At 66.3% G+C, this 15,073-nt stretch carries 11 protein-coding genes and 4 pseudogenes; 9 read left to right on the top strand and 6 right to left on the bottom strand.

The features are described 5' to 3' along the window. The first annotated feature begins 22 nt into the window (after window positions 1–22). The 4 genes from IC63_RS19180 to IC63_RS08635 all read left to right on the top strand — a co-directional run bounded on the left by IC63_RS19180 (window position 23) and on the right by IC63_RS08635 (window position 4,595). On the top strand, window positions 23–880 hold the full coding sequence (locus tag IC63_RS19180; protein ID WP_332257764.1) for a (2Fe-2S)-binding protein: 858 nt from the start codon (window positions 23–25) through the stop codon (window positions 878–880). Further along, window positions 877–1,890, top strand: a complete 1,014-nt coding sequence (locus IC63_RS08645) for an FAD binding domain-containing protein (protein WP_036719165.1) — start codon at window positions 877–879, stop codon at window positions 1,888–1,890. The genes IC63_RS19180 and IC63_RS08645 overlap by 4 nt, the downstream gene beginning before the upstream one ends. A gap of 12 nt (window positions 1,891–1,902) precedes the next feature. Then, window positions 1,903–4,149, top strand: coding sequence for a xanthine dehydrogenase family protein molybdopterin-binding subunit (locus tag IC63_RS08640; RefSeq protein WP_036719162.1), 2,247 nt, complete (start codon window positions 1,903–1,905; stop codon window positions 4,147–4,149). 152 nt (window positions 4,150–4,301) lie between these two features. Then, on the top strand, window positions 4,302–4,595 hold the full coding sequence (locus IC63_RS08635) for a putative quinol monooxygenase (protein WP_036719217.1): 294 nt from the start codon (window positions 4,302–4,304) through the stop codon (window positions 4,593–4,595). Between the two features lie 143 nt (window positions 4,596–4,738). On the opposite strand, the pseudogene IC63_RS18770 reads toward IC63_RS08635, so the two are convergent. After that, window positions 4,739–5,179, bottom strand: a pseudogene (locus IC63_RS18770) (helix-turn-helix domain-containing protein); the annotation flags it as partial. A 321-nt stretch (window positions 5,180–5,500) separates the two neighbouring features. On the opposite strand from IC63_RS18770, the gene nirB reads away from it, so the two are divergent. From nirB to IC63_RS08615, 4 genes are read left to right on the top strand one after another with little or no spacing between them, the layout of a single operon-like run. Next, window positions 5,501–7,936 (top strand): nitrite reductase large subunit NirB, encoded by a 2,436-nt coding sequence (gene nirB / locus IC63_RS08630; RefSeq protein WP_084115665.1) that lies wholly within the window; start codon window positions 5,501–5,503, stop codon window positions 7,934–7,936. Next, window positions 7,933–8,268 carry a nitrite reductase small subunit NirD gene (nirD, locus tag IC63_RS08625; RefSeq protein ID WP_036719157.1) on the top strand — a complete coding sequence of 112 codons (336 nt, stop codon included), beginning with the start codon at window positions 7,933–7,935 and terminating at the stop codon, window positions 8,266–8,268. The genes nirB and nirD overlap by 4 nt, the downstream gene beginning before the upstream one ends. Window positions 8,269–8,280: 12 nt before the next feature. Further along, complete coding sequence (gene cynS, locus IC63_RS08620; protein ID WP_232222557.1) at window positions 8,281–8,754, top strand: cyanase; 474 nt, start codon at window positions 8,281–8,283, stop codon at window positions 8,752–8,754. A 35-nt stretch (window positions 8,755–8,789) separates the two neighbouring features. Continuing rightward, complete coding sequence (locus IC63_RS08615; protein WP_036719154.1) at window positions 8,790–9,650, top strand: formate/nitrite transporter family protein; 861 nt, start codon at window positions 8,790–8,792, stop codon at window positions 9,648–9,650. A gap of 187 nt (window positions 9,651–9,837) precedes the next feature. Here IC63_RS08615 and IC63_RS08610 read toward each other — a convergent pair whose 3' ends face one another. Together IC63_RS08610 and IC63_RS18070 are read right to left on the bottom strand one after the other, a co-directional pair. Then, entirely contained in the window at window positions 9,838–11,610 is a 1,773-nt protein-coding gene (locus tag IC63_RS08610; RefSeq protein WP_036719152.1) for an SdrD B-like domain-containing protein, read from the bottom strand. Window positions 11,611–12,144: 534 nt separating this feature from the next. Further along, window positions 12,145–12,297 (bottom strand): annotated as a pseudogene (locus tag IC63_RS18070) (IS481 family transposase); the annotation flags it as partial. Window positions 12,298–12,303: 6 nt separating this feature from the next. Between IC63_RS18070 and IC63_RS08605 the strand changes: the two are divergent. Further along, a pseudogene (locus IC63_RS08605) lies at window positions 12,304–12,843 on the top strand (IS256 family transposase); the annotation flags it as partial. Between the two features lie 70 nt (window positions 12,844–12,913). On the opposite strand, the pseudogene IC63_RS18765 reads toward IC63_RS08605, so the two are convergent. From IC63_RS18765 to IC63_RS08590, 3 genes and pseudogenes are all read right to left on the bottom strand, one after another. After that, window positions 12,914–13,015 (bottom strand): annotated as a pseudogene (locus tag IC63_RS18765) (TraR/DksA C4-type zinc finger protein); the annotation flags it as partial. A 307-nt stretch (window positions 13,016–13,322) separates the two neighbouring features. Beyond that, window positions 13,323–14,162: an aldo/keto reductase gene (locus tag IC63_RS08595; protein WP_036719150.1), complete on the bottom strand. Its 840-nt coding sequence runs from the start codon at window positions 14,160–14,162 to the stop codon at window positions 13,323–13,325. A 327-nt stretch (window positions 14,163–14,489) separates the two neighbouring features. After that, window positions 14,490–14,720 carry an antibiotic biosynthesis monooxygenase gene (locus tag IC63_RS08590; RefSeq protein ID WP_232222556.1) on the bottom strand — a complete coding sequence of 77 codons (231 nt, stop codon included), beginning with the start codon at window positions 14,718–14,720 and terminating at the stop codon, window positions 14,490–14,492. Window positions 14,721–15,073 lie beyond the last annotated feature (353 nt).

The raw sequence follows: 15,073 nt of genomic DNA, 5'->3' as shown, positions 1-15,073 counted from the left end.
CCGGATATCGACGCACCGCAGCATGACGATCAAGGTTTTCGGCGTCGAAGGTCAGAAGCTGCCTGGGCATGATGCGCCAACGCACGATTTCGTCCTCGCCACGGGACGAACGTTCCCCTCCGGCACGGCGAGCGGCTTCCTGAGCGACGCGCAGGAGGTCTACAGCTCGGCGCGCGCCAGCTATTTCGACGAAGTGATGACCTTCCGCCCAACCCACAGCCTGGCCGCCCATCGGCTGCTTGGGTCGGTGATGCGCGCACGGCTTCAGGGCTGTCATGCGCTGTTCCCCTTTCGCCACCGCGAGAAGGGGGTTACTGAAGAAAACACCACAGCCATCCGGCCTATGCCGAAGCAAGAGGCACCGATCATGTCGACAGCCGTCAATTCCGCCACGTACGCCGCCATGCCGATCGGCACGGTGCCAACCACGCTGACGATCAACGGTCAGACACGCACCCGCGCGATCGAGCCTTGGACAACGCTGCTCGACCTGCTGCGGGAGGGCGAAGACCTGATCGGCACCAAGAAAGGCTGCGATCATGGCCAGTGCGGCGCGTGCACCGTGCTGGTCGACGGGCGCCGCATCAACTCGTGTCTCAAGCTGGCGGTGACGCTGGACGGGGCGGAAATCACGACGATCGAAGGGCTCGGTCAGCCGGGCAACCTCCATCCGCTGCAATCCGCTTTCTGCGACCACGACGCGTTCCAGTGCGGCTATTGCACGCCCGGCCAGATTTGTTCGGCGCAGGGCCTCATAAATGAAGGCAAGGCTAGGACCCGCGACGAGGTCCGCGAGCTGATGAGCGGAAACCTGTGCCGGTGCGGCGCCTATACCAACATCATCGATGCGGTGCTCGACGTGATCGGAGATCAGGCATGAACCGCTTCGACTATGCCCGTCCGGCCAGCGTTGCCGAAGCAGTACAGGCAGGCACGGGAGAGCAGGTCCGCTACCTGGCGGGCGGCACGAACCTGATCGACCTGATGAAGGAAAACGTCGATCGGCCGACGACGGTAATCGACATCAATCGACTGCCGCTGAACGTGATCGAGGAGCTGGACGGCGGAGGGCTGCGGTTGGGCGCGCTCGTGCCGAACTCCGATACGGCGTGGGACGCGCGGGTCGAGCAGCGCTATCCCTTGCTGTCTTCCGCGATCCTTGCCGGCGCCAGCCCCCAGTTGCGCAATGCCGCGACCAACGGCGGCAACCTCAACCAGCGCACGCGCTGCTATTACTTCTATGATGTCGCAACGCCGTGCAACAAGCGCAAGCCGGGCTCCGGCTGCGGTGCAATCGGCGGGGTCAATCGAATCCACGCCATCCTGGGCGCGAGTGACCAATGTATCGCCACACATCCCTCGGATATGTGCGTCGCTCTGGCAGTGCTCGACGCGATTGTTCAGGTGACCGGGCCGGAAGGTGACCGCGCGATCCCGATCGCCGATTATCATCGGCTGCCCGGCGACGAGCCGTGGCGCGACAACACGCTGAGACCAGGCGAGTTGGTGACGGGCATCGACCTACCCGCTGAGGACTTCACCAAGAACTACACTTACCTGAAGCTGCGCGATCGCCTGTCCTATGCCTTCGCGCTGGTGTCGATAGCCGTCGCGATGCGGATCGAAGGCAGCACGATCGCTGAAGCGCGGGTGGCGCTCGGCGGCGTGGCGCACAAGCCATGGCGCAGCACCGAAGCCGAGAAGCTGCTGAAAGGCCAGCAGCCGTCGCCGCAGACATTCGGCGCCTTCGCCGATGCCCTCCTCGCCGGAGCGGTCGGTCAGGGCAAGAACGACTTCAAAATCCCGCTCGCGCGCAAGGGGATCGTCCGTGCGCTGAAGCAGGCGGCCGAGGCCACCCCGCAATCGCAGACCGACAAGCGCATCGCTTAAGGAGCAGACATCATGGCTACCGCAGCGAAGATCGGAATCGGCAGCGCGATCAACCGCGTCGACGGCGTCGAGAAGGTCACCGGCACGGCGCGCTACGCCGCCGAGCATCCGGTGGAAAACCTGCTGTACGGCTACATCGTCGAGGCCGCGATCACCAAAGGCCGCGTGCTTAGCATCGATGAGGACGCGGCGCGCGCTGTTCCTGGCGTTGTCGAGGTCATCACACACCGCAACCGGCCGCACGTCGCCTGGACAGACCGCAGCTACCAGGACGAGATGAAGATTCCTGGCTCGCCGTTCCGGCCACTCTACGATGACCGCATCCATTTCAGCCAGCAACCGATCGCGCTGGTGATGGCCGAGACGTTCGAGGCAGCGCGCTACGCCGCCAGCCTGATCGAGGTCGCCTACGAGGCGGAGGCGCATAACACCGACTTCGACGTCGCACTCGACGAGAAGTATGTGCCGAAGAAAAAGCGCAGCGGCTACACGCCGCCCAAGAACCGTGGCGACGCGGCGCAGGCGTTCGCGGACGCCCCGCTCACGGTGGCGGGCGATTACCGGCTCGCGCCGGAACACCACAATCCCATGGAGATGTTCGGCTCCACCGTCGAATGGCACGGCGACGGCAGCATCACCGTTTGGGATAAGACCCAGGGTTCGCAGGGGGTGCATGCCTACCTTGCCAGCGTCTTCGGCTTTTCGAAAAAGAAGGTACGCGTGCTCAACCCTTATGTCGGCGGCGCCTTCGGCTCCGGACTCCGACCGCAGCATCAGGTGTTTCTCGCGGTGCTCGCCGCGAAGATGCTTGAACGCTCCGTAAGGGTGACGATGACACGCCAGCAGATGTTCAGCCACGCCTATCGCCCGCAGGCGGTTCAAAGTATCGCCTTGGGCGCGGAGACGACCGGCAAACTCACCGCGATCCGGAACGCGGCGACCACCTCCACCTCGCGTTACGAGGACAATATGGAGAATGTCGTCACGTGGGGATTGATGAATTACGACTGCCCGAACGCCGACGCTGAATACACTGTCGCTCAGATCGACACACCAACATCAGCGGACATGCGCGCGCCGGGGGCGGCAACCGGCATGACGCTGTTCGAGATGGCAATCGACGAGATGGCCTATGCCGCCAAGGTCGACCCGCTCGAGTTTCGGCTCATCAATTACTCACCCATCGATGCAATGAACGGCACGCCCTACACCAGCAAGGCGCTGCGGGAGGCGTTCCGCGAGGGGGCAGAGGCATTCAAATGGAGTGAGCGGTCGGCCGAACCGCGGTCGATGCGCGAAGGCAACGAGCTGATCGGCTGGGGCTGCGCGACCGGCATGTGGGACGCACAATTCTCCAAGACGTCCGCCAGCGCCAAACTCAGCGCCAACGGCCATCTGGAAGTAGCATGCGCGACTTCAGACATCGGCACCGGCAGCTACACTGTTATGACCTTGGTCGCCGCCGACACGCTCGGCCTGCCCCCTGAGCAGATCACTGCCAAGCTGGGCGACTCCGACCTCCCGGCTGCCCCGGTCGAAGGCGGGTCATGGGGGGCGGCATCGTCTGGGGCGGCGGTCCAGCTCGCGTGCCAAGCGGTCGGCAAGAAGCTCCTGAAGGCGGCCGGGAAGATCGCCGGCGAGCCGCTGGGTGGAGCGAAAATAGACGATGTGCTGTTTGAGGACGGCTGCATCGTGTTGAAGGACACGCCGACGGTCCGCGTGCCATTCGGCGATGCGATGCGTGCCGCCGATCTGACGGAGATCGAAGAGGAAGCAACCGCTGCTCCCGGACTCCGCGACATGTGGAAAGGCCTCCACAAGTCAAAGAACACCCATAGCGCAATCTTCGCGGAAGTGAGGGTGGATGAGGAGTTGGGCGTTGTACGCGTCACCCGCATCGTCGACGCCGTCGCTGCTGGCCGCATCATCAACCCGAAGACCGCGCGCAGCCAGATCCTCGGTGGCGTGGTGATGGGCATCGGTATGGCGCTTCACGAAGAGACGTTCCCCGATCACCGGCTGGGTCGCTGGATGAACCACAATTTCGCCGAATATCATGTACCCGTACACGCCGACATCCATGACATTCAAGTCATCTTCGTCGATGAACCCGATCCTGAGGTGACTCCGCTCGGAGTGAAGGGCTTGGGCGAGATTGGCATTGTCGGCACCGCTGCGGCGATCGCCAACGCGATCTATCATGCAACTGGCAAGCGGGTCCGGTCCCTGCCGATCACGATCGACAAGATTCTGGAATGATGCACTGTTCCACGCGGGCAGCTAGCTGCCTTCGCTACACTATTGCGTCTTCCACCGCGGCGTTATCGAGCGCGTGACCGCTGGCAACGTTTCCACCCTCTCGTTCGTTATCGGCAAACTAAGACTTGGTCATTTATCTGGAGGAGTTGATCATGCCCAAACTTGCGCTGTACGTGCCACTGAAGGCCAAGGCCGGAAAAGAGAGCGATGTCGCAGATTTCCTGACTTCGGCGCTAACGCTCGTTCAAGCCGAGCCCGGTACCCTGACCTGGTATGCGATCCAGGAAGGCCCGGGTGCGTACGCGATCTTCGATACGTTCGACACAGAGGAAGATCGGCAGGCGCATCTTGACGGCAAGGTTGCCGCCGCACTGATGGACAAGGCGGATGAGCTGTTTTCCGAACCGCCGCAGATCCATAAGTTCACCCTACTGGCAGCTAAATAGCGGAGTGCTCGGCACCATTCCGTCGGGCTTGGGCGAACGGCAGATCGGGACTTCATACGTGTCACATCCCGCGTGATTATACGGCCGCTTCGTGAACAGCTCGGGCCTTTTGCGATGCCAGTCATTCGGTGCATTGGTGGGCGTTCAGCCTTTGATTGCGGCAGCTGCTCGATGTGGAGGTAGCCGGGCGCGTAGGCCTCGAGGGGCTTGTGCGGGCCGAGGCGTGGCGGGCTTCAGGTCGCAGGTTGCCCGCACCATGCCGCCGCAGGCAGCGATCGAGCCCCGAGCGCGAGACGTCGGGGTTGAGGAACTCGCGCACCACCGATAGCAGGCCGTCCAGCGACAACAGCAGCGACTTGCGCAGTGCCACTGCCACCGCCTCCTGCGCCGGCGTGAGGGTGGTCTGAAGCCGGTGCGCCGTGTGGCTCCCGGTCTTGGACGCTGTCGCGCTTGCGCCATTTCCAGACCGTCTGGTCGGAGATGCCGTAGCGCTCGGCAATCCTCCAGGCCGGCTCCCTGCTCGCCTGGATCGCCGCCCGGATCTTCGGTGTCGTCGTCGCCTGCTTGTGCAGAGAGATCAGCATGCTCGGCTCACTTCCCGGACCTCGCGCAGAATCGATCTTGCCGTGAAAAGGCGGTCCGGCGAGGGTCTGTGTGATCATCCGGGATGCGACACGTAGATATTAAACCGCCTCAAAAACGGCCGTTTGGTGCAGGCATCCCGGCTGACTGTCGGATACGCACTTGCCCGGGCAGCGTGCCCTAATTTTGCGCGCGCAGGATAACGGCGGCCGTTTTCGCCGCGTGGCAGCGTAATTCGCTTGGCCGGCCGCGATCGCCTGCTCAGGCTGCGGGGTAAGAGCCGCCGGGAGACGTGCGGCGGCCCACCGCAAAGGAACCGACAGTTGAAGCGCAAACTCGTTGTCATCGGCGCCGGCATGGCCTCGGGGCGGATGCTGGAACATCTCACCGCTGCCGCGCCGGACGCCTTTGACGTCACCCTGTTCAATGGCGAGCCGCGTGGCAATTACGACCGGCTGATGCTGTCCCCGGTGCTGTCGGGCGAAAAGACCTACGATCAGATCGTCACGCACGACGCCGGCTGGTACGCGGCCCGCGGCATCGACTGCCGCTTCGGAGAGCCGGTGGTCCGGATCGACCGCGCGACCCGGCAGGTTCACTCGAACCGGTCCAGTGCCGCATACGACGCCCTGGTGATCGCGACGGGGTCGGCCCCCTTCATCCTTCCGGTGCCCGGTCACGACCTGCCCGGCGTCGTCACCTATCGCGACCTCGAGGACACCAACGCCATGATCGAGGCGGGCGTGGCCGGCAGGGACGCGGTGGTGATCGGCGGTGGCCTCCTGGGGCTCGAGGCGGCGGCCGGGATGGCCGCGCGCGCCGCCAGGGTCACGGTGATCCACCTGATGGGTCACCTGATGGAACGCCAGCTCGACCCTGCGGCCGGCTATCTTCTGCAGCGCGACCTGGAACGGCGCGGGATCACCGTTCACTGCAAGGGCGCGACCAAGGCGATCCTCGGCGGGGACCGGGTCGAGGCCGTGCTGCTGGAGGATGGCACGGTCTTTCCGGCCGATCTGGTCTGCATGGCGGTCGGGATCCGCCCCGAGACCCGGCTTGCCAACGATGCGGGGCTCGAGGTCGAGCGCGGCATCACGGTCGATGACCAGCTGCGGACCTCGGACCCGCAGATCTTTGCGCTGGGGGAATGCGTCGAGCATGACGGGCAGCTCTTCGGCCTGGTCGCGCCGCTTTACGATCAGGCGCGGGTGCTGGCGAAGACGCTGCTGGGCGAGGCCGCCGCATTCCGCCCGGTGCAGACCGCGACCAAGCTGAAGGTCACCGGCTGCGACCTCTACAGCGCCGGCGAGCTTGCCGAGGGCGAGGGCCGCGAGGACATCGTCTTCCGCGATCCGGGGCGCGGCATCTACAAGCGCCTGGTCCTTGGCGACAACCGCATCATCGGCACGGTGATGTACGGGGATACGGCCGACGGCGCGTGGTTCCACGGGCTGATGAAGGACGGCACCGACATCTCGGCCATGCGCGAGACCCTGATCTTCGGCCCGGCCTTCCAGGGCGGCGCTGCCGCCGATCCGCTGGCCGCCGTCGCCGCCTTGCCGGCCGAGGCCGAGATCTGCGGCTGCAACGGCGTCTGCAAGGGCACGATCCTGTCGGCCGTGGCCGGCGGCGCGGTGACGCTGGACGCGGTCCGGTCGGCCACCAAGGCGTCGGCGTCGTGCGGCACCTGCACGGGGCTCGTCCAGCAGGTCATGGCGCTGTCGCTGGGCGGCGCGGTGGCCGAGGCGCCGCAGGGCATGTGCAAGTGCACCGATCACACCCATGAGGACGTGCGGCGCCTTATCCGCGTTCTGTCGCTGAAATCGATCCCCGCCATCATGCAGGAGCTGGGCTGGTCCACGGTCGGCGGCTGCGCCGCGTGCCGGCCGGCGCTGAACTACTACCTGCTGGCCGAATGGCCGCTGGACTATCGCGACGACCGCCAGTCCCGGTTCGTGAACGAACGCAACCACGCCAACATCCAGAAGGACGGCACCTATTCGGTCGTCCCGCGCATGTGGGGCGGTGTCACCACCCCGGCCGAGCTGCGCGCCATCGCCGACGCGGCCGAGAAATACGACGTCCCGATGGTCAAGGTCACCGGCGGCCAGCGCATCGACCTGCTGGGCGTCCGCAAGGAGGATCTGCCCCACATGTGGGCCGACCTGAACGCCGCCGGCATGGTCTCAGGGCACGCCTATTCCAAGGGGTTGCGGACGGTCAAAACCTGCGTCGGCACCGAGTTCTGCCGCTTCGGCACCCAGGATTCCACGGGGCTGGGCATCCGGCTGGAAAAGCTGATGTGGGGGTCGTGGACACCGCACAAGGTCAAGCTGGGCGTGTCGGGCTGTCCGCGCAACTGCGCCGAGGCGACGTGCAAGGACATCGGCATCGTCTGCGTGGATTCGGGATACCGGATCAGCGTCGGCGGCGCCGCCGGGATGGAGGTCAGGGAGACCGAGCATCTGGCCGACGCCGCGACCGAGGACGAGGCGGTCGAGATCGTCGCCGCCTTCACCCAGCTTTACCGCGAGAATGCCCGCTATCTGGACCGGGCCTGGAAATGGATCGGCCAGGTCGGGCTGGACTGGGTCAGGGCGCGGGTCGTCGACGATCCGGACAGCCGCCGCGCGCTGTTCGACCGGTTCGAGCTGAGCCAGTCGGTCTACCGGGCCGATCCCTGGGCCGCCCTGTCGACGGCCGTCGAGACGCCCCGCTGGGGCCCCCTTGCCGATCTCACCCTGGAGGCCGCGGAATGACGGTCTATGTCGACATCGGCGCGCTGGACGACATTCCCGCGCAGGGCGCGCGGCTGGTCCGCACGCCGCAGGGCTGCGTGGCGGTGTTCCGCACCCTCGACGACCAGGTCTTTGCGCTGGACGACCGCTGCCCGCACAAGGGCGGTCCCCTGTCCGAGGGGATCGTGCACGGAACCTCGGTCACCTGCCCGCTGCACGGCTGGGTGTTCGACCTGGCGACCGGCCTGGCGACCGGCGCCGACGCGGGCGCCGTCCGCACCTTTGCCACCCGTGTCCAGAACCGACGTATCCTCATCGATGCCGCGCTGATCGCGCGCATGAACGCCGCCTGAAGGGAGCCTGCGATGAACAAGATGACCCCGATCGCCGCCGCCGAGATGTCCCGCGACGACCTGACCGCCCTGATCCTGTCGGCCAAGAAGGCCGCGGGGCTGAGCTGGCAGGAGATCGCCGACGGGATCGGCATGTCCCCGGTCTGGCTGCATTCGGCCGCCACCGGCATGAACGCCTTCCCCGAGGACAAGGCGCGGGCGTTCGTCGCCCTGCTCGACCTGCCCGACGCGGCCGTCGCGGCGCTGACCGAAAGCCCCCTCAAGGTCTGGAGCCAGGCCGTCCCGACCGATCCCTGCGTCTATCGGCTGTACGAGATCGTCGGCGTCTATGGCCCGACCATCAAGGCGATGATCAACGAGAAGTTCGGCAACGGCATCATGTCCGCGATCGACTTCTCGATGGAGGTCGATCGCGAGGCGAACCCCAAGGGCGACCGCGTGCGGCTGACCATCTCGGGAAAATACCTCGCCTATTCGAACTGGTAGACCCGTCCCCGTTCCGCCGCAGAAAGGCACCGCGCATGTCCTATGTTTCCCCCGCCGATTTCGCCCGGAAGATGGTCGATGCCGGCGAAGCCAAGGTCTTCATGTCCACCCGCGACACGCTGATCCGTGCCTATATGGCGGGCGCCATCCTGGCGCTGGCCGCCGCGTTCGCCGTCACTGTCACCGTCAACACCGGCAACCCGCTGATCGGCGCCCTGCTGTTTCCCGTCGGGTTCTGCATGCTGTATCTGCTGGGCTTCGACCTGCTGACCGGGGTGTTCACCCTGGTGCCGCTGGCGTTGCTGGACCGCCGCCCCGGCGTCACCCTGCGCGGGCTGTGGCGCAACTGGGCGCTGGTTTTCGCGGGCAATTTCGCCGGCGCCTTCACCGTCGCGGTGTTCATGTCGATCATCGTCACCTTCGGCTTCACCGCGGCCCCGAACGAGATCGGCCAGAAGCTGGGCCATATCGGCGAGGGACGGACGCTGGGCTATGCGGCACATGGGGCGGGCGGGATGCTGACGCTGTTTGTGCGCGCGGTGATGTGCAACTGGATGGTCTCGACCGGGGTCGTCGCGGCGATGATGTCGACCAGCGTGTCGGGCAAGATCATGGCGATGTGGATGCCGATCCTGATCTTCTTCTACATGGGGTTCGAACATTCCATCGTGAACATGTTCCTGTTCCCGGCAGGTCTGATGCTGGGCGGACAGTTCACGATTGCGGACTACCTGATCTGGAACGAGATCCCGACCGTTCTGGGCAACCTCGTCGGAGGGCTGACCTTCGTCGGCGCGATGATCTATGCCACCCATCACCGCACCGGCCCCGAGCGGGCCCGCAGGGACACGGCGCATCAAGGCGTCGTCCCCACCGCGGCCGTCCCGGCCGAATGACCGGGACCGCGCACGGGTCCGGGATAAGGTGAATGGCAGCGGCCGGGGGTCTGTCCCCGGCCGTCGCCGGATCGACAGCCGGCGGCGTCCTGCCCGCGGGTCGGGCCGGCCGCGCCTCGACCCGCACGGCAGCCGGGCGCGGCCCCCTGTCGGGGGCCCCCGGTCGGGTCGGGCGGTCCGTCCGCGGTCAGCAGACGCAGTCGTAGTCCAGCGCCTCCCACGGCATGGCGATGATGAACGGCTGGGTGCTGCCATTCGCCGCCTCGGCGTCGGTGGGGTCCAGGATCAGGCCGACCAGGTCGCCCTCGCCGGCGACGAAGCCCTCGCCGTTGGCCAGCGCCAGGTCATAGATCTCCTGCGCGTTCTGGGTGGTGGCATAGTTGAAATACGGCGCCACGAAGATCCGCCCGTCGGTCAGGCCCCAGATGGCACCCTGGATCTCGGCCTCGGTATAGGTCCGGCCGTTGCCGTCGCCGTTGTCCACCCGGGTGAAGTCCTGGTTCAGGATCCAGTTGATCACATCCAGGTTCTGCGGGTTCGGCACGACGCCCGCCGGCACGTGCGCCGCGTCGGCAAGATACATGTCGAACGCGATCGGCACGCCGGTCCCGATCGGGTCGTCGATCGACACGCAATAGGCGTTGCCCACGGACACCCCGTCGAAGCGGGCGTCCCCCGTGCCCGACAGGGTCGCGGTGAAGAACGACCCGTTCGGCGCGCTGCTGAAATCGATGACCATCGACCCGCCGGCCGGCAGGCTGTCGGCGATGGTGTCCAGCGTGTTGACCGTGCCGCAGAACCTCATCGACACGTCCGCGGCGGCCGTGCTGCCCTGGCCGTCGGCGACGGTATAGCCGTAGTTGGCGGTGACCGAGGTATGCACCAGGCCGTCGGCATAGGTGGTGCCCGAGGCGTCGAACACCAGCCGGCCGCCCGTCAGGGTGATCAGCACCCCGTCCGAGGCGGTGATCGTCTGGCCTTCCGAGATCGCCTTTCCATCGACCGAGGTGATGGTCAGCGCGTCGCCGTCCGGATCCTGGTTATTGGCTAGCACGTCCACCGCCTTGGGGGTGTCGGCGCAGGTGCGGCCCTGATCGTCCACGGCCACGGGGGCGGCGTTCTCGCGCACCAGGCCGGCGTCGACGGTGGTGTTGGTCTCGCCGATCGACAGGGTCACGGAGCCGGTGCGGCCGGTGGTCTGGTTGGCATCGCTGTCCCGCGCATCGTTGCCGCCGGCGTCACGGGTGGTGAAGTCGAAGCCGTCGGCCTCCTGGAAGCCGACGCTGTAGGTGCCGGCCTTGAGATCATCGAACAGGTAGTTCCCGTTGGCGTCGGTGACGGTCGAGCCGATGGCCTGGCCCGCGGCATCGTAGAGCGTGACGGCCACGCCCGCGACGCCGGCCTCGCCCGCGTCCTGCACGCCGTTGCGGTTGGTGTCGTGGAACACCCGGTCACCCAGCGCGGCGGTGCCGGGGTCCACCGGCTCGGACGGGCACAGCCGGATGCTGTCGAGGATGGCGTATTCGCACCCCGTGCCGCTGCCTTTCAGCGTGATCACGTCGCCGGGCTTCAGCTGCAGGTCGGCGATGACGGTGTCGTGCCACCGGTTGTCGTCGGCGTTCAGCGACACCGTGCGGACCACCTGGCCGTTGATCATGATCTGGACCTGGCCCGCGCCGGACTGGTCGTAATGGCGCAGGGTCAGGTCGTATTCGCCGGCGGTGCTGTTGAACATCGTCCGGGCCGTGCCCGAATAGCAGGCCAGCGTCGCATATTCCCCGCCCGAGGCCGAGCTCGCCCCCCGCACGTTGTAGCCGCACAGGGTCATGTCCTCGACCTCGATCACCGTGCACTGGCCGGGCGTGGTCGGCTCGTTCACGTCGCAGACGTTGACGGTCAGGCACTTGTTGACGACGCGGCAACGGGCGAGGACACGGCCCGCCTGGACGACGATGCCCAACGGGCGGCGCTTGCCCCTTGACCGGCTCGGGCGGGGATGCGTGGCGGACAGGAAAACAAAAAGGCTGCGGACGGGGGTGAGCGGGCGATAGCCCGTCGATCCTCTGGTCCGACAAATGGATCATCCTGGCCCGCGCAGCGCGCGGGCATCTCCCGGATCTTCTTCCTGCCGCAGCAGTCAGACAGGAAGGCAGCTATCTCTGGGCATCACCGGCAGCCTGCAACTGCCCGCCCGGTTGACCACAGGCCGTTTGCTCGATCCCTGTGGTCTCGCTTACAGCCTGCTTCGGCCTCCCGCCTCCACTCCCAAGGTCGTTCTGGCGCGAGGCTGGACAACCGGGCTCACGGCCCGCGTCAGCGGTCCCGCCCGCAGGGACGAGATGGGCAGGGCAGGGCGACCAGGACCGGCGGGCGAGGGACTGGCTCGGGACGAGACAGGCATCCGCACGCCGCAGTCGGGAGCATCGCCCTGACCAGCTCGGGTGGAGGCCGGCTTGCCGGCCGGAACCGGGGACGCGACCCGAAGGGGGACGCCCTACTTGTTTAGTCCCGGCATCTGGTGGATCGGGTCGAGGATGAATCGATCTGGTTCTGATGTCCAGATTCTGCAGATGTATTCGTAGGGCGTGAGCCCGCTGAGCGTCTTTAGTCGGCGTGCGAAGTTGTAAGCTGCCAGGAAGTCCGCGAGGGCAACCGGGGCGTCCAGGACGTCCTGATCGCCGTCGTGGACGGACTGAAGGGCTTCCCGGAAGCAATCACCGCGGCCTTTCCCGAGACCACGGTCCAGGCCTGCATCGTCCACCTGATCCGCCATTCGATGAACTTCTGCAGCTGGAAGGACCGCAAGGCGGTGGCCGCCGACCTGCGCCCGATCTACGAGGCCCCGACCGCCGATGAAGCCGCCCGCCAGCTCGATGGCTTCGAGGAGAAATGGGGTGGAAAATACCCATCCATCGCCCCGGCATGGCGCCGAGCTTGGGCCGAGGTGATCCCGTTCTTTGCCTTCAGCGCCGCGATCCGGAAGATCATCTACACCACGAACGCCGTGGAGCCGCTCAACCGGGTGCTGCGGAAGACACTGAAGACGAAAGGCTCATTCCCCACCGAGGAGGCCGCGACCAAGCTGATCTTCCTGGCCATCCGCAATTTCGAGAAGGGCGGCCGCGCTGTCCGGGAGTGGGTTGCCGCCCGCAATCAGCTGGCCATAATGTTCGCCGGGCGCTTTGACGCCTGACCGTATCTGAAAACCGCATGGGCCAGGTCAAATACACAGAGTTCAGGACACTCCCGTCGCGGCTGCCCTGGCAGGTCACGCAGGTGCGCACCCCGGGTATGGCGCGGCGGCGACCCTCGGGGATGTCGTCGCCGCAGATTGCACAATATGGCTCACTCGCTCCGCTGGGCATGCTTGCCCGGGCGGCCAGCACCGCGTCCGCCACCGTATCGTCGATCTGATCCTGAACCGCGCCATCGCGCGTCCAACCGCCGGCCATCTGCCTCTCCTTATCTGCGTAATATGGGATGCAGGCGACGTCGGTGCCATCGCGAATGCGCTATCGGATGTCCGCTTCTGGATAGCCGTTCACGTTGCGCGGACGACCGCTCAGCGTCAGACTACTTAGGCGATTGTCCGGAGGCCGGCTCGATCGGGCTGCTGGCCACCGGGACGACGTGCAGGCCGAGCGCCTGCTCCAGCCAAGAAGGCATCACGGGCTACAGCATGGGGAGCCGGCGCGGCCGGGGGCCGAGCGGAAACGCCGCGTCGATCCGGGCGAGCTCGGCGTCCGTCAGCCGCAGTGCGCCGGCGGCCGCGTTGTCGGCGGCGTGCTCGGCGCTGGTCGCCTTGGGGATGGCGAGCAGCGACGGTCGCCGTACCAGGAAGCGGAGCACCACCTGGCGCGCGGTCGCGCCGTGGCTCGCCGCGATCTCCTCCAACACTCGTCCGCCCGGCGTGCGTGGGCCGGGAAAGTCGCCATGGCCGAACGGGCTGTAGGCGACGACGGCGACGCCGTGCTTCTCGCACCAGGGCAGCACGGCGTGCTCGATCGCGCGCTCGCCCAGGTGGTAGAGCACCTGGTTGCACGCGATCCGGCCCTCGCCGCCCGCCTTCCACGCGGCATCGAGGTCGGGCACGTCGAAGTTGCTCAAGCCCCAGGAAAGGATCTTGCCCTGCTCGCGGAGCCGCTCGAAACCGGCGAAGGTCTCCTCGAGCGGGTGCGAGCCGGGCCAGTGCAGGAGGTAGCAGTCGAGCCGGTCGGTGCGCAGGCGCGCAAGCGAGCGCTCGCAGGCCGCCACGGTCCCGGCACGAGAGGCGTTGGTCGGCAAAACCTTGGAGACGAGAAAGACCTCGTCGCGCCGCCCGGCGATCGCCTCGCCGACCACGATCTCGGCGTCGCCGTACATCTCGGCGGTGTCGATGTGAGTCATGCCGAGATCGAGGCCGCGGCGCAGCGCGGCGACCGCGGTGGGCCGGTGCGCGTCGTCGATGTACCAAGTGCCCTGGCCGATCACCGGGACTTCGCGCGGCACGGGGCCGAATGGGCGCCGCTCCATAGTCTCCGGTCCCGGCGAAGACGGCCCCTGCTGCGCGGCGGCGGGTGTCACGCGGTCACCGCCTGCGGCGACACCTGCTCGAATCCGTCCGTCACTAGGATCGCAACCTTCAGGCCGATGAGAGTCTCATTCGCCATCTCTCCATCTCCTACGACAAGTTGTCGCTTCGAAATTCGCTTCGTCTACCCCGAACGCTTCAACCAACTAACCGTCTGACCCGCGGCACGCCCTTGTCCGACCGGCGACGCGGACCGTGCCTTCCCACTCAAACTTGCGCTTCGTGCAGCCCCTGGGCTGATCCGCACCGCCCCGCGGGCGCCACCTGCTCTACGCGGGCTGCTTCTCCGCGACGACGTCGAGCTGCTCGATCGTGGGCTTCTCGAAGAGCACGCCCGTGTTCTCGCCGAGCGCTTTCGCGACCTCACCCGACAGGTGCGCCTGGCGCCCGTCTTCGTCGGGAAAGGCGTCGAAGATCCCGAACGACGAGGGTCCGAACTGGATTCCGAACCACCTGACGGTCTTGGGCTCCCCTTCGACGATCGACAGCCCCTGGTTCAAGAAGCCGCGGACGTCGTCCTCCCTGCCGGGTAGTGCTTCGAGGCGTACCAGAAGCGCTTTGCTGACCTGAAGCCCAGGTTGATCAGACTGAAAACATGATCGCTCTCCGAATATCTGCGCGTACCGATGGCCGATGTCGGGCCGATCAAGATCCCGGACAATATCGCTGAACCTGACACCAATCCTACTCAGACCTTACTCAGAACCGTATCCTACTCTGAACCATATCCTACTCAGGCACAGACCCGGCTGCGGCGGGGGTGCGCCCGCACCCGTCTCTTTTACACCTCTTACGCCGCCGACGGAGAGGGTAGGGTGGGTCCTGGGGGTGGCCGTGGCGGTCAAAAAACAAA

Origin of the sequence: Paracoccus sphaerophysae (assembly GCF_000763805.1) — a bacterium.
Classification (GTDB): domain Bacteria; phylum Pseudomonadota; class Alphaproteobacteria; order Rhodobacterales; family Rhodobacteraceae; genus Paracoccus; species Paracoccus sphaerophysae.
Note: the sequence above shows the minus strand (reverse complement) of the source record. Positions and strands in the feature narration are given on the sequence as shown.